The organism is Porticoccaceae bacterium LTM1, assembly GCA_030252795.1.
Taxonomy (GTDB): Bacteria; Pseudomonadota; Gammaproteobacteria; order Pseudomonadales; family Porticoccaceae; genus SCSIO-12696.
The window spans coordinates 1,663,889-1,682,837 of sequence record CP127080.1 but is presented as its reverse complement, the minus strand read 5'-3'; the positions used below and the strand labels follow the sequence as shown (position 1 = coordinate 1,682,837).

Sequence of the window (18,949 nt, the reverse complement as noted above, 5' to 3'; positions counted from 1 at the left end):
TTGAGTGAATTACCAGACGTCATTGAAATACTGGATTATGCCTTGGAGCTTAGCTCCGGCGAGGAAGTAGACTCTGCAATTGATCGAATCGCCAGCGATATTACTAAAGAGCTGGGCGAAAAAAATCCCATCGTAATTTGTGTGATGAACGGCGGCATTGTATTTACCGGGCAGCTGTTGCCTCGCCTGCGTTTTCCACTGGAGTTCGACTACCTTCACGCCACCCGTTATCGCGGTGCCACCATTGGTGATTCGGTGCACTGGTTGGCGACTCCCCAGTCCGATATGAAAGGGCGCGCAGTGTTGATCGTGGATGATATTTTCGATGAAGGCTACACACTCGAAACCATTATCGAATACTGCAAGCGAGAAGGTGCAGACTCAGTGCATACGGCGGTACTTGTGGAAAAACGCCACGATCGCGAAAAAGCCAACATCCGTCCGGATTTTGTTGGCCTGAGTACCAGTGACCTTTACCTGTTTGGTTCCGGTATGGACTACCAGGGTTACTGGCGAAACCTTCCCGGGATCTATGGCTTAAAAGTCGAATACGAAGAATAGAGCACTAAGAAAAATAATGAAAAAACTTGGAATTATCGGCGGTACCGGGCTGGCAGATATGCCGGAGCTGATTGATGTGCAATTCAAGTCCGTAGCCACACCTTATGGTGAACCTTCAGCGGATCTTGTATGTGGTGTCCTGAATGGAATGGATGTGGTTTTTCTTGCTCGTCATGGTGAAGGCCATACCATTCCTCCACACTACATAAATTACCGAGCCAATATCGCTGGGTTAATGGGCGAAGGTGTCTCTCACATTGTGGCGGTTAATGCCGTAGGTGGAATCAGCCGAAATTTGCGTCCAGGCGTTATGGTAATACCGGATCAACTCATTGATTACACCTGGGGCAGGGAGCCGAGCTTTTCCGATGGCCCTGAAGCGCCACTACAGCATATCGACTTTACCGAGCCCTATGATGGTCAGTTGCGAGAGGCATTGAAAGCGGCCATGAATGCCTGCGGTGAACCATTTATATGTGGCGGTACCATGGCGGTTACACAGGGGCCGAGACTGGAAACTGCCAAAGAAGTGGATCGTTTGGAAAGAGACGGCTGCGATATTGTTGGCATGACTGGCATGCCGGAGGCGTCTCTCGCTCGCGAGTTGGGTTTGGCTTATGCCTCGCTGTCGCTGGTAGTAAACCCGGCTGCAGGGCGCTGTCGTGAACCTATCACCATGGGCGATATCCAACAGATTATTGATGAAGCCATGCCTGGAGTCAGGCGTGTACTTGCCGAGTTGTGTAAGTGTCAGCTGTCATCCTGATCAAATGCTTCTCATTCTGAACAAATAGTTGTCATCCTGAGTGCAGCGAAGGATCTCAGTATGACTAGAGTGTAGAGACAGTTAACTCGTAAAAAGGAGCTTTACCATGAGACAAGTGCGATCATTTTTATTACTGTTTTTGGCTGTAGTTTCTCTTACTGCCTGCTCTGCGAACCCAACGCCGGAGTCGGTGACTAAACAATTTTGGCAGGCAATGGCAGAGGGTGATACCAATCGTGCCAAAGAGCTTGCCACTGAAGACAGTCAGCGTGGCGTTAGTAAACATGAGCAGACCGAAATGACGGATCTGTTGTTTGGTGATGCGGTCATTGAGGGTGACAGCGCCCGAGTGCCTACGGCTTATCAAAGATCTACAGCCAAGCGTGACCTGGTGATGAAGTTCGATACCGTCCTGGTTCGCGAAGATGAACAGTGGAAAGTTGAATACGATGCCAGTATGCGCTCCATGCTAGCCAACTCATTTAATAATCTGGGCACAGCGCTTCAGGGAAATATTGAAGAGATGGGAGAGGCCGTAGGTGAGGTGGTGGGCGAAGCAATGACCGAGGCCGCACAGGAATTTAACCGTGCGCTTCAGGACTTCGCTGAGGAGATGCAGCAGGTTGCGGATGAACTTCGTAAAGCGGAAGAAAACAAGCAAAAAGAGAAGAAGTGAGTTAAGGGAATTAAGTGCGGGGTGTGGTTGGCGAGTGATCTGGCAGTAAAGCGCTACAGCTACTTAGTAAAGTGGTCTCACGGGAATCATGGTGTGGCGACTTAACCAGGTTAATTACTGGATTGTCGCATTGATATGCCTTCATCATTTTTTCGGTGTTAGCGATCGAAAGGGAAACGGATGACTACGAAATACATTCTAGTAAGATTTCACGATAGAAAATTAGTCTTGGAAGCAGTTCAAAGCTTTGCAAACCTATATTTTGATGAAGAATTCTCAAAAAATATAGAGGTATATTTTTCAGGGTTTAGACAGTATGTAGTGGTGCTACCAAAAGCTGACGAGATGCAGTTTATGTTTGCTGTTAATTATCTTAGTTATCCGGAATCCAAGGTGAAATTCGATGATGTAATTGGTTTCGATGGGATAACAAGAAGAACATATTTTATACCCAGCTCGGATGATGAATATGATAACTGTTATACGATTGACTCAGAGAATCGCTGCCTGAAGCATTGTTTTGATGGGAATGCCTCAATTGCTGAATGTGGTCAGCAGTATATCGATCCAGGTGTTGATCTATCAGCACTTCATCATATATGCACAATTTCTGCAGTTAAGGTCAAAAAAAGAGGTTTTCTATCGTGGCTGTTTGGTTGAGCGCTAACAAGCCAAGCTCGAATGCGAGCAAATCTGTCAGGACCTCCATTTCGCGGCTTTGCCACTACATTACGCCCCATGTTGGCAGCGTTGATGTCTCTATTTCACCAATTGCAAAATCCATCTGCGATATAAAAAAGCACGTCAGATTATAAATCTGGCGTGCTTTTTTATTGCTGTATTCAGAGACAAAATTTTGCCAGCTGAGGCCTTAGTTCTGAGTATGTAACATCAACGGCACTGCTGATGTTTCCTCTTCCTTCTTCGGTTGTGGCACTTCATAAGTGGTGACATTCACCACAATCCCCATTCTGTGGTGATCCAGATAATGAATTTCGTCCGGCTTCATGCGTCGGCTCATTTCCATTTTCTGGATTTCACTGATCAGGTAGGGGACTTGTGTTTCAGTTTCAAAGCCCGGCTGGATTGAACCATCTGCTACCCCTAACTCAACAGACTCGGGGGGCAGCTCAAGGCTGAAGTTTTCGTCGGTATATTCACTTTCCGGCTCGGGAATATTTATAACAGGGTAGGCTGGCAGGGGCGGCCAATCTTCGGGTTGCTGTCCAAAGTTGTTATCAAATTTGCTGAGCCATAAATTGGCTTCAAAGTGACGGTACCGGGAGCGCCACAGGCGGATGCTGCCCTCAAGTTCAAAGTGCTGACCGTAGCGTTCGCCACCGCGTACCAGCACCCAGGGCGCTTGTGAGCTGTCGATGCCGGGCTGGCGCCAGGCTTGGTGATAGAGCACGCGAAATTGCGGCTGACGATCAATGGCCGTTGCATCGGGGTTCAGGCTGCGTTCGCTGCGATCCAACTGGATAAATGGTTTCTCGCCCTGAGGTTGTGAATCCGTCAGAGTATCGGTCAGTAAGGGAGCCCCAGTTTCCTGGCCAGAGGAAGGCGCTTGATCGGCTACCTCCTGAACATCGGGATTCACGAGTTCCACGACTTTCTTCGGATAGCTCAGGTGTATATCGCGGCGCGGCTGTTCGGTGCCGTAAGGGTCCTGGCGTGCAAAGATAATCACTTCAACCTGATACCAGATCTCCGGCTCGCTGTCGTTCGGAGCGGCGACAACACAGCAGGCGCCAAACCAGGCAAAAATGGCGGCGGAAAGGGTTGTGAGGGTGTTGCGTTTCAGCATTACTGAGCCTTTATTATCCGGTTTTAGTTGAAGCGGGAGTGAGGGTTTCCAGCAGCTTGCGAACACTGTTAATGCGCAAATCTGCAGTCGCCATCGGCGCTGAGTATTTCAGTTCGGTAGCACCCTGGAAACGATAACGGTCTGGCTGCTGTTGTACAAGCTGCACAATGGTGATCGGTTCCACAGAAGTGTTACTGCTGAAGTTAACTGTGATGTTGGTCGCCGAAGCCTCCACTTTGGTAAGGCCAAGTGCTTCTGCTTCAAGGCGCAGTTCGGTGACGCGAATCAGGTTTTTGACGTACTCGGGCAGTAGGCCAAAACGGTCGATCATTTCTACTTGGAGCTCTTTTAATTGATCGCGGTTTTTACAGTTGGCCAGGCGTTTGTACATCATCAGTCGCATTGGCACATCGGGCAGGTAGTCGTCTGGAATCAGTGCAGGTATACGCAGATTGATCTCGACATTATCCCGCATGCTGGCTTCTACATCCGGTGTTTTGCCGCTCTGAATGGCGCGTACGGCTTTTTCCAGCAGCTCCATATAGAGCGAGAAACCAATTCGCTGAATATGACCACTTTGCTCGTCACCCAACAGCTCACCTGCACCACGAATCTCGAGGTCGTGAGTGGCCAGGGTAAAGCCGCTGCCCAAGTGGTCGGCGGCCTGAATGGCTTCCAGCCGTTTCACGCCATCTTTGGTCATGGTTTTGGGGTGGGGTGTCAGCAGGTAGGCGTAAGCCTGGTGGTGAGAGCGACCGACCCGGCCACGCAACTGGTGCAGCTGGGCAATGCCGAATTTGTCGGCGCGCTCTATAATAATCGTGTTTGCGCTTGGAACGTCGATACCGGTTTCAATGATAGTGGTGCACACCAATACGTTAAAACGCTGGTGGTAGAAGTCGGACATTACTTTTTCCAGTTCGCGCTCGCGCATTTTGCCGTGGCCGATTCCTATACGCGCTTCCGGAACAAGTTCCTGCAGTTCATGGGCAATTTTTTCGATGGTTTTTACTTCGTTGTGCAGGAAGTAGACCTGTCCGCCACGGAGGGTTTCCCGCAGTATCGCCTCGCGAACCAAGCGTTGCTCACTTTGGCGAATAAAGGTTTTAACCGCCAATCGCTTGGCTGGTGGCGTGGCAATTATGGAAAGGTCACGTATGCCACCAAACGCCATGTTAAGGGTGCGAGGAATCGGTGTGGCAGTCATGGTGAGAATGTCCACTTCTGCGCGCAGTGCCTTGATCTTCTCTTTCTGGCGCACACCGAAGCGGTGTTCTTCGTCGATAATCAGCAGGCCGAGGTTTTTGTACTTGATATTGCTATTCAGCAACTTGTGGGTGCCGATCAAAATATCCACTTTACCTTCGGCGGCACGCTCAATTACCGCTTCCTGCTCTTTGGCGGTGCGAAAACGTGACAGCACTTCGATGGTCACCGGCCAGTTGGCAAAGCGGTCCTTGAAATTGTCGTAGTGCTGTTGGGCCAGCAAGGTGGTGGGCACCAGAATAATTACTTGTTTACTGTTGCTGACCGCAATAAACGTAGCACGCATTGCCACTTCGGTTTTACCAAAACCAACGTCCCCACACACCAAACGATCCATTGGCTGTTCGGAGAGTAAGTCTTTTTTAACCGCATCGATGGCGTCTTGTTGATCCGGTGTTTCCTCAAAGGGGAAGTCGCGACAGAAGGCCAGGTAATCCTGTTGAGGATCGGCAAAACTGTGCCCCAGGCGAGCAGCGCGTTGGGCGTAGACTTCAAGCAGTTCCGCAGCAGTATCACGAATCTCCTTGGCAGCTTTGTCTTTGGCTTTTTGCCAGCTTTCGCTGCCAAGTCTGTGCAGGGGAGCCGTGTCTTCGTCGGAACCGCTGTAGCGACTGATCAAATGCAGTGAGGCGACCGGAACGTAGAGTTTGGTGTCATCGGCGTATTCCAGGGTGACAAATTCCTGGGGGTCGTTATCTACGTGCAGAGTCTGTAAGCCACGATAGCGACCGACACCGTGATCTATATGGACAACGGGAGCGCCTTCGCGCAATTCGGTCAGGTTCTTGATGACGTTGTCAGCTTGATCCTGAGTGCGAGAACGACGTCTGCGCTGCATTACCTGCTGGCCAAAAAGGTCGCCTTCGGTGATCACGCAAATAGCGGGGTGATCCAATAACAGGCCGCGCTCAAGGGGAGCTATTGTGATTGCAGCTGGAATATCGCTTTTTAAAAACTCCTGCCAGTTTTTAACCGGTTCAGGTGTCTGGCGAATTTCATCGAGCATTTCCAGCAGGGTTTCTCTGCGACCGGCGGACTCGGCACAGTAGAGAATACGATGTGAACCGTCTTCCCGTTTTTGATCATTAAGAAGGAATGCTTCCAGTGCCAACAAAGGTTGGCTGGCTCTGGCATCCACGGCTACTTCAGGTGCTTTACTGATTGCGAAATTACTGGTGCCGCTATCAGTGGTCAGTTCAGCGCTGGACAGATCTATACGAGGGCAGCTTTTCAGTGCACCAAACAATTCATTAACCGGAATAAATACTTCGTGGGGGGGTAACAGGGGGCGTTCCCGATCGATACCGTACTCTTCAAACCGGCTGCTTGCTTCCTTCCAGAAGTTACTGGCTGAGGGCTCTATATTACCGCTGGTAAAAACCTGGGTTTTCCCCGGTAGATAATCAAACAGGGTGGCGCACTGCTCAAAAAACATTGGCAGAAAATATTCAACACCCTGTGGCGCAACACCGTTGCTGATGTCTTGGTAAAAAGTGGAGTTGCGTGGGTCGGTATCAAAGCGGGTGTGCCAACTGTCCTGAAATTGGCGAATGCCGGTTTTATCCAGTGGTATTTCCCGCGCCGGCAGTAGATTAATTTCTTCCAGCTGGTCGATGGTGCGCTGACTTTCCGGATCGAAACTGCGCAGTGATTCGATTTCATCATCAAACAGATCGAGACGAAACGGCTCCCTGGATCCCATAGGAAAAATATCCACCAACGCACCACGGACAGCAAACTCTCCGTGTTCGTAAACCGTTTCGACACATTTATAGCCTGCCTGTTGGAGCCGGTCGCGCAGATCGTTGACGTCCACTCGATCGCCAGTTCGATATACGAAGGCATGGCCACCGATAAAGCTGGCAGGTGGCAGGCGGTGCATTAAAGTGCTTGTTGGTACGATAAGAATGCCTTTTTTTACCTTGGGCAGGCGATACAAGCAGCGCAGTCGGTCGGAGATGATGTCCTGGTGGGGCGAGAACAGATCGTAGGGCAGGGTCTCCCAGTCTGGAAAGTGGAGGACTGGCAATTCGCCACTGCCAAAGAACTCCAGTTCAGTTTCAAGTTGCGCCGCTTGCTTGGCGGTATCAGTAATAACCAGGGTCAGGCCCTCAAACTCCTGGGCGGCTTCACTGATCGCCAGTGCCTGCCCGGCACCGGCCAGTCCGCCCCAGCAGTGTTTCTGTCCAGGAGAAGGTGGAGCGGGCGGGTGCAGCAGGGTCATAGCGTCTTCCAATGATTTTTCAGGCTGGAACGGTAATACCGTAAAAAGCTGGCTATTTTAGCGGCAGGGAGGTGCGGGGTACAGGCTCTAGATTGCTAGACGCAGTTGTACACAGTACTCTGCGTTTTCGCTCTATTCGGATACAAATATGCTGATCCCTGTAATTCTCTCTGGCGGTGCCGGTACAAGGTTGTGGCCGCTCTCTCGTCAGCGCTATCCCAAGCAGTGTTTGCCGCTTCTGGATGATAACCTCTCTTTGTTGCAGCAAACCGTGCAGCGCTTGTCCGCGTGTGATGATATGGCTGAGCCGATTGTGGTCTGCCATGAAGAACATCGATTTCTGATCGCCGAACAACTTCGCCAGGTTGATGTGAAGCCGGCGGCCATTATGCTCGAACCGGTCGCTCGTAATACTGCGCCGGCATTGGCGCTCGCTGCACACCAGGCACTGAAAATAAATGAAAATGCTACGCTTCTGGTTCTGCCGGCAGACCATTTTATTGAAGATAAGAAAGCGTTTGCGAAAGCCGTAAACCAGGCATGTCTACTGGCGCAAAAAGGCCACTTGGTGGCTATGGGTGTGAAGGCGCAATCACCACATACCGGCTATGGCTATATACGAAGTGGCGAGGCGTTGGCAGGTGGTGAGGGGAGTTGTATTACCCGGTTTGTTGAAAAGCCGACGCTTGAGAAGGCAGCGGGCTTTATCGACAGTGGTGATTATTGCTGGAACAGCGGTATGTTTGTTTTTCCGGCAGTGGATTATTTGTCGGAATTGGAGTCGTTTGAGCCGGATATTGCCAAGTCGGCTCAGGCTGCCTTTCTCAATGCTGAAAATGATCTCGATTTTATTCGCCTTCCCCTTAAACCATTGGAATCCTGCCCGACCAAATCCATTGATTACGCCGTGATGGAACGCACTGAGCGAGCTGCTCTGGTATCGCTTGATTGTGGCTGGAGGGATATTGGTGAATGGCAGGCGCTGTGGGACCAGCAACCTCGTGATGAACGGGGCAATATCTGCAGTGGCCAGGTGGTAACCGAAGATGTGAGCAACAGCTATATTCGTGCCGAATCCAGATTGGTAGCTGTTCTTGGTCTGGATAACCAGGTGGTGGTGGAAACCGCCGACGCGGTACTGGTAATGGATCGTTCGCGAGCTCAGGACGTTCGCGCCATCGTCAAGCAGCTGGAAAGCGGGCAGCGCTCTGAACTGCAGGAGCACAGAACGGTTTACCGTCCCTGGGGCAGTTATGAGCGTCTGGTATCTGGCCCGCGTTTTCAGGTTAAACGGCTGATGGTTAAACCCGGTGCAGCGTTATCGCTGCAGCGTCACAAGCATCGTGCCGAGCACTGGGTAGTGGTGCGAGGTGTTGGTGAGATTACCTCGGGCGACAAAACCTTCCTGCTCAATGAAGATCAATCCACCTATATTCCGGTGGGTACCTGCCATCGGTTGGCTAATCCAGGTATGGAACCGCTTGAATTGATCGAGGTGCAGACCGGTGCCTATTTAGGTGAAGATGATATCGAGCGCTTTGAGGACATTTACGGGCGCGGCGACTGCTGACGTAACCGGTGATGGTGTACTCCCACCCTGAGTGCTAACCTATTGTTTAAGCTGTAACGAGAATAAAAAATGGAAGTATTCCCAGCGTTCCCCAACACTCATGCAATTGCCACACTGTTGCTGACTCTTTTTGCCCTGTTTCTTTTTTCCCGCGAGCGGATTCCACTGGAAACTTCCAGCTTGTTTGTAATAGTCATTCTGACTCTTGGATTTACCTTTTTTCCTTATGCGGACGAAGACGGTGAATTGAAGGCATCCAGTTTTTTTGCCGGTTTTGGTCATCAGGCGCTAATAGCGGTTTGCGGCTTGATGGTTGTGGGCTATGGCCTGGTTCGTACCGGGGCATTGGAGCCGGTGGGAAGGGCGCTGGCAAAGCTCTGGTCGTTCAGCCCGTTCTTTTCGTTACTGGTGACGTTGATTGTCTCCGGCTTACTCAGTGCATTTGTTAATAACACGCCCATTGTCGTTTTGCTTTTGCCAATTCTGGTAAGTGTGGCGGTACGGACCAAGTCGTCAGTTTCTGGTGTGCTGATGCCTATGGGATTTGCCACCATTTTGGGGGGGATGGCAACAACGATTGGTACCTCTACCAACCTGCTGGTGGTGAGCGTTGCCAGGGATCTGGGGCTCGAAGAGATTCAAATGTTTGATTTCTTTGTGCCGGCAATGGTTTTGATGGGCGTTGGAACACTGTATCTGTGGTTGATTGCCCCGCACATGCTCCCCAATAGAGCAACCTTGATGGAGGACAGTTCTCCACGAATATTTACTGCGCATCTGTCAGTTCCAGAGGAGAGTTTCTGCGACGGCAAAGTGATTCGCGACATCCTCGAAAAATCTGGCGGACGAATGCAAATCACCCGCATTAGACGCGGTAAGCAGACTGATATTTTCCCGCTGCCGGATGCTCAGGTGCTTGCCGGTGATCGACTGGTAGTCAGGGATACACCTGATAACCTGAAAGAGTATGAAACCGTTTTGGGAGCCAAGCTGTTTTCCAGTGGTTTATTGGTTGATGAGGAAAATCCGCTTTCGGAGCCCGATCAACACCTGGCTGAGCTGGTAATTGATCGCGGATCGCCACTGGTACACCGCACCTTGAACGAAATGCGTTTTCTGCAAAGTTATCAGGTGGCGGTAATAGCCATTCACCGCAAAGGTAAGCCGGTAGAGTTCAGTGATGGTGGCATTGGCAGGGTTCGCCTGCGTCTGGGGGATGTGTTGCTGATTCAGGGGCCGGGTGAAAAAATTGAGGAAGTTAAAAGGGGCGGTGATTTTCTGGTTCTTGACTCCACTCGCGAGTTGCCTCACTCGCACCGTGCTCCGCGCGCTCTGTTGATTATGGCTGGGGTTATTGTTTTTGCTGCATTGGGTATTGTACCCATCGCCATCAGTGCGCTTTGTGGTGCGTTATTGATGCTTTTTGCCAACTGCTTGAGTTGGCAGGATCTTCAGCGTGCACTCAGTGTGCAGGTTATTTTAATTGTGGCGGCCAGTTTGGCACTGGGCAGTGCACTCACAGAAACAGGGGCAACAGAGTACATCGCCAGTTGTTTTGTCTCCGCAGCAAGTGGGTTTCCACCGAAAGCGCTGTTTATTGCACTGATTCTTTTGATGGCTGTACTTACCAATGTTGTCTCCAATAATGCGGCGGCGGTTATTGGTACACCGATCGCAGTGAGTATTGCTCAACAACTTGGGCTGCCGCCGGAAGCGTTCGTGTTGGCGGTGCTGTTCGGTGCAAATATGAGCTTTGCCACACCGATGGCGTACCAGACCAATCTGCTTGTGATGAACGCCGGTAACTACACCTTTTCCGATTTTGTCCGGGTTGGGCTGCCATTGACGCTAATACTATGTGGCGTGATCGGTTGGCTTTTGCCGACAATGTACGGTTTCTAAATTTACGATGGATATCGCAGCTGCAGTACTTATTCCACTGGGGTTTATTTTACTGCTCGGGTTGGCGGCAGAGGCAATCGGCCGAAATACTCGTCTGCCGCGCATTACGATGTTGATCCTGTTGGGCATTTTTGTTGGGCCATCCGGAATTGGCCTTATTGGTGAAACGACCGCAAGCTGGTATCCGCTGGTAGCAGATATGGCGCTAGCCATGATCGGTTTTCTGCTTGGTGGCAAATTGACACGCCAAATGCTCGCCAGCCAGGGGAGGCAGGTGTTTTGGGTGTCCGGAATGATGGTGATAATTACTCTGATCATAGTTGCGGCGGGGTTGTGGTTGGTCGGTGTTCCTCCTGCTTTGGCACTTTTATTGGGGGCTATTGCAACTGCTACTGATCCAGCTGCCACTAATGAGGTGATTCGTGAATACAAAGCCAGGGGGCCATTCTCCAGGTTGTTGCAGGGTGTGGTGGCACTGGATGATGCCTGGGGGTTGATCGCCTTTAGTCTGGTTCTGGTTTTGGCCCAGTTGTTTGAAGGGGGTAATTATCACTCCGGGCTGCTTTTGCACGGATTCTGGGAGTTGGCCGGAGCGGTTTTGGTAGGTTGCTTGTTGGGCGTTCCGATGGCGTTTCTAACCGGAAGAATACACGCCAATGAGCCGACTCTGGTGGAAGCGCTGGGCATGGTGTTTTTGTGTGCCGGACTCTCAATCTGGCTGGAGGTTTCCTATCTTTTGGCTGCAGTAACCATGGGCGCGGTGGTGGTTAATCTGGCACCGCATCACAACCGGCCTTTTCACGCCATTGAAGATATTGAATGGCCGTTTGTGATCCTGTTTTTTGTGTTGTCTGGTGCCAGTCTTTCCGTGGAGGCCCTGACTTACGTTGGCTGGGTAGGGGCTGCTTACCTGTTGCTTCGGGTTGTCGCACGGCTTATCGGTGCCCGCTTGGTAACTATACCGAGTTGGTGCGATGCTCCCCGCAATCAATGGGTTGGAGCAGCCATGCTTCCGCAAGCCGGTGTGGCGATGGCAATGGCGTTTGTATCTGCACAGTTGATGCCCCAATACCAGAGTGTCCTGCTTACCGTTGTGGTGGTTTCGACAGTGGTGTTTGAGTTGATCGGGCCGGTAGCTACCAGAATGGTTTTATTTCGGCTTGGTGAGGCCGGAGGGGAGGGGGTTGAGAGTGATCGGTGATTCGAGGCCTTGCCAGTAGGTCATTGCTTTCAAGAGGGTTTGTGTCGATAGCCACAGCATACGGTTTACATTCAACAATGTGGAAAGCTGTTCAGGTTGGATTGCCCCCTGCTGGCTGTCCTGTGAAATCAAGTCGTGAAATTGCTGGTGTTGCCGCTCGTTAACCTCTCGTAAATTTTCCAGCTCTTCTTTCATGTAGTCTTCGCTATGCTCCGAGCAGGCCAGTTCCAGTAGATCCTGATAGATAGTTTTCAGGCTGTTTCGGTATTTTTTCGAGTAATCCTGCAAAATTGTCACCGGTGTGTGGTGCAGCTCGGCAAGGTCTGGTCGTGCCGCCTTCAGGGTTTTGGTGCTATATACCGTATCCCGGGCACAGTTAAGCAGTAGCAATAATTGATTGGCTTGTTGATCATTCAGTGGCTGTTGCTGAAACCTCACTACATAGCGCAGTAACTCTCCTTCACTTTCCTTGAGGTGATCGTACTGTTGTTCAAAACTCTCATCTTCTGTCACTACCTGATTCAAGGTGGTCCTTGAGTTCTCACTGATAGAGAGTTGCCTGATGTTGACCTCAAGAGCTTGTAAGTTTACGGCAATGCTGGAAATCAGCATTTTCCTGACATGTTGCTGGCTTGCTTGAATTGCTGCTTCCGGCACGGAGACTGGAACATCAGAAAGCAAACTCCCGGTTTGTCTGGAGAGAAATCGCTTACTGATCCAGCTGGAAAATTGTTGCAAAAAAGGCACATAGATCAACAGCCCCAAGGCGTTAAACAAGCTGTGAAATACCACCAGGCTGTAGAGCGGGTCTTTCAGGTTTATCCATGAGATCAGGGTTGGTAGTAGTGGCAATAAGAAAATAAATGCCAGCAGGTCAACAGAGAGGTTAAACAAAAAATGGGCGAGGGCGAGCTGCCTTTTGATTACAGCACCCTTGATGCTGCCCAGAGCCATTGTGGATGTGGTACCGATATCGGCACCGATAACCAGTGCTGCGGCCCCTTGCAGATCAATGATGCCGCTATTTAGAGCTGTCAGGGCAATCATCATGGTGGCCGAACTGGATTGAATCACGGCAGTGAGTACTGTGCCGAGCAGTAAGAAAGTCAGGGCGTTAAATTCCCTCAACTGCTCAAGTTCCCAATTCGATGGCAGGTTATCAACGGTGTCCTTCATGATACCCAGCCCGAACAGTAGCAGCCCCAATCCGAGTATCACGATACCATTTGCGCGAAGCTTTGGCCGCGAATCGGCAAATACCTGTATCAGGCCACCAAGACCAACAGCAGGCAGTGCTACGGCAGCCAGGTTTAATTTGAAGCCAAGGGTTGTAACTATCCAGCCAGTGAATGTGGTGCCCAGGTTGGCACCGAGCATCACACCAATGGCGTTGTAGAGAGGGATGGCACCCGCACTGGCAAATGCCAGGACAAGTAGTCCCACCATAGAGCTGCTCTGTACCAGTGCGGTTACTGCTGTACCAGTAAGAACGCTCTGCAGGGGGTGTCTAGTGCTGTAGGCCAGTCGGTATTTGATCCAATCACTGCTGAGAGCTTCTACACCACGCTCAAGCTGGTTCATGCCATAGAGGAAAATACCCAAGCCAATAATCAGGTTCGTCAGCAGCACTTGGTGATTCCTTTTGCTGTGCTCTAAAAGTGAGATGGCTATGTTATTTATTTAGCAGATTGAGAAGCCTGGATAGTGAATTTCTAGATGTATCCGGTGATTCTGAACACAGGGATTGATTCGGTTGGGAGAAAATAGCCTGATTTGTGACCACTTTGTTGCATACACGGACCTCAGACCGGATAATAGCGCCCCAATTTACCACCTGATTGCAACCAGCAAAGGAATTTAGCCGTGACTCGACCACAACCAGCCGACTTTTTTAAAGACTGGAAAGAGCGTGAAGCACTCGCAGAAGCGATGATCCCAATGATTGGCAAGCTCAATCGCGAGCGCAACGTAGGCCTGTACATGTACGGCCGTTCACTGGTGAACCGTTCTGTTATCGACATCATGAAGGCGCATCGTCGCGTTCGTCAGGTTGAGCACAATGAACTGTCTGAATTCGAAACCTTCCCACTGCTGGAAGCTATGATGAACCTGAACCTGGGTCCGTCACACATCGACCTGGGCAAGCTGGCCGTTAAATACATGAGTCAGGGTAACGGTGCTTCTGCGGAAGAATTCCTGCGCACTGAACTGGCTGGTGCTCTGGACAGCGATGCCAAGCCGCTGCCGCAGCCTCAAGACGTGGTTCTGTACGGTTTTGGACGTATCGGCCGCCTGCTGGCTCGTCTGTTGATCGAAAAAGCCGGTGGTGGCGACCTGATGCGTCTGCGTGCCATTGTTGTTCGTCCGGGCAAAGTGGCCAACGACCTGGTTAAGCGTGCCAGCCTGCTGCGTCGTGATTCTGTACACGGCTCTTTCCGTGGCACCATCCGTATCGACGAAGATAGCAATACCCTGATCTGCAACGGCAGCCCGATCAAGATCATTTACGCCAACAGCCCGGCTGAAATTGATTACACCAACTACGGTATCAGCAATGCGGTTGTTATCGACAACACTGGTGTGTGGCGCGATGAAGCTGGCCTGAGCCAGCATCTGCAGTGCAATGGCGTTTCCAAGGTGCTGCTGACTGCGCCGGGTAAAGGCGACCTGAAAAACGTGGTTTACGGTATCAACCACAAAGACATTCTGCCGGAAGACAAGATCATCTCTGCCGCTTCCTGTACCACCAACGCTATCACTCCTGTGTTGAAAGCGATTATGGACAAGTACGGTGTCGAGCACGGTCACGTTGAGACTGTTCACGCCTACACCAACGACCAGAACCTGATCGATAACTATCACAAGGCTGAGCGTCGTGGTCGTTCCGCGCCGCTGAACATGGTAATCACCGAAACCGGTGCTGCCAAAGCGGTCTCCAAGGCGCTTCCGGAGCTGGAAGGTAAGCTGACTGGTAATGCGATTCGCGTACCGACTCCTAACGTTTCCATGGCGATTCTGAACCTGAAGCTGAGCAAGGCTACCGACAAAGAAGAGATGAACGAGTACATGCGTGATATCGCTCTTCACTCCGGGCTGCAGCAGCAGATTGACTACACTGAGTCCCCCGAAGTTGTTTCCAGTGACTTTGTTGGCTCGCGTCACGCCTGTGTGTACGACGCCAAGGCGACAATCGTGTCTGGTGACAGCGCAGTGCTGTACTGCTGGTATGACAACGAATTTGGCTACAGCTGCCAGGTAATTCGCTGCCTTGAAGAGATGGCAGGTGTTTCCTGGGATGTGTATCCAAAGGAAGCCTGATCTTTGATTGATTGTTCAAAAGCCTCGCATTAGCGGGGTTTTTGATTTCTGCGGCTCGAATAGTGATCCCTGCAAACCCTTGGTAATAGGCGTAAGTGGTTGATTTGGGGTTAGATCTGAAATTGAAGTGAGAGAATAACCATTGCTGATGTCTGGTAATTGGTGATTGCTGGCTTTATAATTTCGCGCCGTTTAATAGCTGTTGATGCGTTTTTTGATAACGCAACGCAGTCACAAATTTATCCAAACCTGGAACTCGTTGGAGTGTCCGGGTTTGTTTATGCAGTTTTCTTTACAATTGCGTGAGTAGGCACCACCTATGATTAAAATCCGTCGCGGATTGGACTTACCTATCTCGGGAGCACCCGAGCAGGTCATTCACGATGGTCCCGCTGCACGCTCTGTTGCTCTTATTGGTTTCGATTACAACGGAATGAAACCGACCATGGAAGTGAAAGAGGGCGATAGAGTTAAGCTGGGCCAAGTTCTGTTTACTGACAAGAAGAACGCCGGAGTGAAATTCACCGCTCCTGCCGCCGGTACTGTCAAGGCCATCAATCGCGGTGAACGCCGTGTATTCCAGTCGATCGTTATTGATGTGGATGGTGATGATGCAATCGCCTTTGCTCAATACGATGCCGCTGAATTGGCTTCTCTGGATCGTGCCAAGGTTGTTGAAAACCTGGTCGAATCCGGACAGTGGCCGGCCCTGCGTACTCGTCCTTACTCCAAAGTACCGAAGATTGATGCTGCTCCAAGCTCTATCTTTGTTACTGCCATCGACACCAACCCGCTGGCCGGTGACCCGGCACTGGTTATTGCCGAGCGCAAGGATGACTTCGTTAATGGCTTGAAAGTTCTGACCCGCCTGACCGACGGTAAGGTACATCTTTGTGCCGCTGCCAAGGCTGAGGTTCCGGGTTCAGACGTTGATGGCGTAGAAGCCCACCAGTTTGCCGGTCCACACCCGGCTGGCCTGGCCGGTACCCACATCCACTTCGTGGATCCAGTGGGCGCCAATCAGGAAAAGTCAGTCTGGACTATTGGCTACCAGGATGTGATCGCCTTTGGTGCTCTGTTCACTACCGGTCGTATCGACACTCGTCGCACTGTTGCCCTGGCTGGCCCGCAGGTTGAGAAGCCTTGCCTGCTGCGCACTCGCTTTGGTGCCAACACTGAAGAACTGGTTGCTGGCAAGCTGCGCGGCGGCGATAGCCGTGTTATCTCTGGTTCCGTGCTGTCCGGCCGTAAAGCCGCCGGCGCTTTCACTTACCTCGGTCGTTATCACAACCAGGTATCTGTGATCGAAGAGGGTGCCATTCGCGAAGCGGCTCGCTACCTGTCACCAGGTGTAAACCGTCACTCTGCCATGCCAATCTACCTGTCTACTTTCAACAAGAAGAAGACATTTAGCCTGACTGCCAATGTAAACGGCAGTGAGCGCGCCATGGTGCCACTGGGCAATTACGAGAAAGTTGTTCCAATGGATATGCTGCCGACTCAGTTGCTGCGTGCACTGATCGTTGGCGACACCGACATGGCCCAGAAGTTGGGCTGCCTGGAGTTGGATGAAGAAGACCTGGCACTGTGCACCTACGTTTGTGTAGGTAAGTACGAGTACGGTCCGATTCTTCGCAACAACTTGACCCGCATTGAAGTGGAGGGTTAATCGCGATGAGTCTTCGCAGTTACCTCGAAAAAGTCGAGCCGAACTTCCATAAGGGCGGCAAATACGAAAAATGGTACGCCCTGTTTGAAGCATTTGACACTATTTGCTTCTCGCCCAAGGCGACCACCAAAAATGCATCGCATGTTCGTGACGGTGTGGACCTCAAGCGTGTGATGATCACCGTTTGGTTCGCCTGTTTCCCGGCGATGTTCTACGCCATGTACAACGTAGGTCACCAGGCTAACCTGTACCTGGATCCAGCGACTGCTGCCTCTTCTGTAGACGCTATTCGCCTGTGGTTCATCAATATTTTTGGTGCCGGTACGTTCGATGCCAGCAGCATCTACGATTGTATGATTCACGGCGCAATGTACTTCCTGCCGATCTACCTGACTGCGTTTGTGGTCGGTGGCTTCTGGGAAGTATTGTTTGCAATCAAGCGCGGCCACGAAGTGAACGAAGGTTTCTTCGTAACTTCCATCCTGTTCGCTCTGACCTGTCCACCAGACCTGCCGCTGTGGATGGCGGCTCTGGGTATCACCTTTGGTGTGGTGATCGGTAAAGAAGTATTTGGCGGTACCGGCAAAAACTTCCTCAACCCGGCCCTGACTGGTCGTGCCTTCCTGTTCTTCGCTTACCCGGCTTCTATGTCTGGTGACACAGTATGGGCTACTGGTGCAGCTACCATGGTTGACGGCTTCACTGGTGCTACCGCTCTGTCTATCGCGTACAACGATGGTATGGGTGCACTGGAGAGCAGCCTCACCTGGATGGACGCCTTCCTGGGTAACATGCAGGGTTCCATGGGTGAGACTTCCACTCTGGCGATCTTCATCGGTGGTGCAATTCTGTTGGCGATGCGAATTGCTTCCTGGCGCATTATGCTGGGTGTGATGATGGGCATGATCGCTCTGTCGACCCTGTTTAATCTGGTTGGCTCTGAAACCAACAACATGTTCAACATGCCTTGGTATTGGCACCTGGTAGTGGGTGGCTTCGCCTTTGGTATGGTGTTTATGGCGACGGACCCGGTTTCTGCTTCCATGACTGACACCGGTAAAATCTGGTTCGGTATTCTGATCGGTGTAATGGTGGTGTTGATCCGTGTGGTTAACCCGGCATTCCCGGAAGGCATGATGCTGGCAATCCTGTTCGCCAACCTGTTTGCACCGTTAATTGACCACTTCGTAGTGGAAGGCAATATCAAGCGGAGGCTGGCACGTGGCTAAAGAATCTGTAAAACATACAGTGCTGGTAGCACTGTCACTCTGTCTGGTGTGCTCGGTAATCGTAGCCGGCGCTGCGGTTGGTCTGCGCGATATGCAGCAAGCCAACAAACTCAAAGACAAGAAAACCAATATTCTCAAGGCCGCTGGTCTGTACGAGAAAGGTGTTTCTGTTGAAGAGCAGTTCAAGAGCGTAACCACCAAGATCGTTGATATGGAATCCGGTAAATTCACCGATGCGGTGGACGCAACCACTTACGATCAGCGCAAATCGTCCAAGGATCCTCAGCTGTCTGTAGATCTGGATGACGAACAGGACATCGCCAAAATCGGTCGTCGCGTTAAGTACGCCACCATCTACATGGTGGAAGACGAGAACGGTATCGAGAAAGTGATCCTGCCGATCAAAGGCTACGGTCTGTGGTCCACCCTGTACGGTTTTGTGGCGCTGGAAAACGACTTCAACACGGTTGCCGGTCTCGGCTTCTACGAGCACGGTGAAACTCCAGGTCTTGGTGGCGAGGTAGACAATCCGCTGTGGAAAGCCAAGTGGATTGGCAAGAAGATCTACGAGAATGGCGAAGCCAAAATCTCTGTGATCAAGGGCTCCGTTGATGAGAGCAAGCCCCAGGCTACTTATCAGGTAGACGGTCTGTCCGGTGCCACCCTGACCAGCAAGGGTGTAAACAACCTGGTGCAATTCTGGATGGGCGACAACGGTTTCGCCCCGTTCTTGGCAAATTTGAAAGCAGGGGAGGCCTAA

The 18,949-nt window shown here is 51.3% G+C and carries 14 protein-coding genes; 11 read left to right on the top strand and 3 right to left on the bottom strand.

Going from position 1 to position 18,949, the window contains the following annotated elements:
• The 4 genes from QP938_07310 (at position 1) to QP938_07295 (ending at position 2,663) form a co-directional block, all read left to right on the top strand.
• The gene (locus QP938_07310; protein WIO73122.1) at positions 1-561 is read left to right on the top strand and encodes a hypoxanthine-guanine phosphoribosyltransferase; all 561 of its coding nucleotides are present in this window, start codon (positions 1-3) and stop codon (positions 559-561) included.
• Between the two features lie 16 nt (positions 562-577).
• Complete coding sequence (locus tag QP938_07305) at positions 578-1,327, top strand: S-methyl-5'-thioinosine phosphorylase (GenBank protein ID WIO73121.1); 750 nt, start codon at positions 578-580, stop codon at positions 1,325-1,327.
• A gap of 106 nt (positions 1,328-1,433) precedes the next feature.
• Positions 1,434-2,003 carry a DUF4878 domain-containing protein gene (locus QP938_07300; GenBank protein WIO73120.1) on the top strand — a complete coding sequence of 190 codons (570 nt, stop codon included), beginning with the start codon at positions 1,434-1,436 and terminating at the stop codon, positions 2,001-2,003.
• A gap of 228 nt (positions 2,004-2,231) precedes the next feature.
• Positions 2,232-2,663, top strand: a complete 432-nt coding sequence (locus QP938_07295; GenBank protein WIO73119.1) for a hypothetical protein — start codon at positions 2,232-2,234, stop codon at positions 2,661-2,663.
• 211 nt (positions 2,664-2,874) lie between these two features.
• Here the strand turns inward: QP938_07295 and QP938_07290 are convergent, their stop codons facing one another.
• Together QP938_07290 and mfd are read right to left on the bottom strand one after the other, a co-directional pair.
• A complete protein-coding gene (locus QP938_07290; protein WIO73118.1) occupies positions 2,875-3,810 on the bottom strand; it encodes a CsiV family protein in 936 nt (311 codons plus the stop codon).
• A 13-nt stretch (positions 3,811-3,823) separates the two neighbouring features.
• Complete coding sequence (gene mfd / locus QP938_07285) at positions 3,824-7,300, bottom strand: transcription-repair coupling factor (GenBank protein WIO73117.1); 3,477 nt, start codon at positions 7,298-7,300, stop codon at positions 3,824-3,826.
• A gap of 148 nt (positions 7,301-7,448) precedes the next feature.
• Between mfd and QP938_07280 the strand changes: the two genes are divergently transcribed.
• The 3 genes from QP938_07280 to QP938_07270 all read left to right on the top strand — a co-directional run bounded on the left by QP938_07280 (position 7,449) and on the right by QP938_07270 (position 11,973).
• On the top strand, positions 7,449-8,870 hold the full coding sequence (locus tag QP938_07280) for a mannose-1-phosphate guanylyltransferase/mannose-6-phosphate isomerase (protein ID WIO73116.1): 1,422 nt from the start codon (positions 7,449-7,451) through the stop codon (positions 8,868-8,870).
• A 69-nt stretch (positions 8,871-8,939) separates the two neighbouring features.
• On the top strand, positions 8,940-10,772 hold the full coding sequence (locus QP938_07275) for an SLC13 family permease (protein WIO73115.1): 1,833 nt from the start codon (positions 8,940-8,942) through the stop codon (positions 10,770-10,772).
• A 7-nt stretch (positions 10,773-10,779) separates the two neighbouring features.
• Positions 10,780-11,973 (top strand): cation:proton antiporter, encoded by a 1,194-nt coding sequence (locus tag QP938_07270; protein WIO73114.1) that lies wholly within the window; start codon positions 10,780-10,782, stop codon positions 11,971-11,973.
• Here QP938_07270 and QP938_07265 read toward each other — a convergent pair.
• Positions 11,923-13,602 (bottom strand): Na/Pi symporter, encoded by a 1,680-nt coding sequence (locus tag QP938_07265; protein WIO73113.1) that lies wholly within the window; start codon positions 13,600-13,602, stop codon positions 11,923-11,925. The two genes, QP938_07270 and QP938_07265, sit on opposite strands and share 51 nt — an antisense overlap.
• Before the next feature lie 300 nt (positions 13,603-13,902).
• Between QP938_07265 and QP938_07260 the strand changes: the two genes are divergently transcribed.
• The 4 genes from QP938_07260 (at position 13,903) to QP938_07245 (ending at position 18,949) form a co-directional block, all read left to right on the top strand.
• Positions 13,903-15,291, top strand: coding sequence for a glyceraldehyde-3-phosphate dehydrogenase (locus QP938_07260; GenBank protein WIO75636.1), 1,389 nt, complete (start codon positions 13,903-13,905; stop codon positions 15,289-15,291).
• A gap of 319 nt (positions 15,292-15,610) precedes the next feature.
• Positions 15,611-16,960 (top strand): Na(+)-translocating NADH-quinone reductase subunit A, encoded by a 1,350-nt coding sequence (locus QP938_07255; GenBank protein ID WIO73112.1) that lies wholly within the window; start codon positions 15,611-15,613, stop codon positions 16,958-16,960.
• Positions 16,961-16,965: 5 nt separating this feature from the next.
• Positions 16,966-18,189, top strand: coding sequence for an NADH:ubiquinone reductase (Na(+)-transporting) subunit B (locus QP938_07250; protein ID WIO73111.1), 1,224 nt, complete (start codon positions 16,966-16,968; stop codon positions 18,187-18,189).
• Positions 18,182-18,949 (top strand): Na(+)-translocating NADH-quinone reductase subunit C, encoded by a 768-nt coding sequence (locus QP938_07245; GenBank protein WIO73110.1) that lies wholly within the window; start codon positions 18,182-18,184, stop codon positions 18,947-18,949. Before QP938_07250 ends, QP938_07245 begins: the two co-directional genes overlap by 8 nt.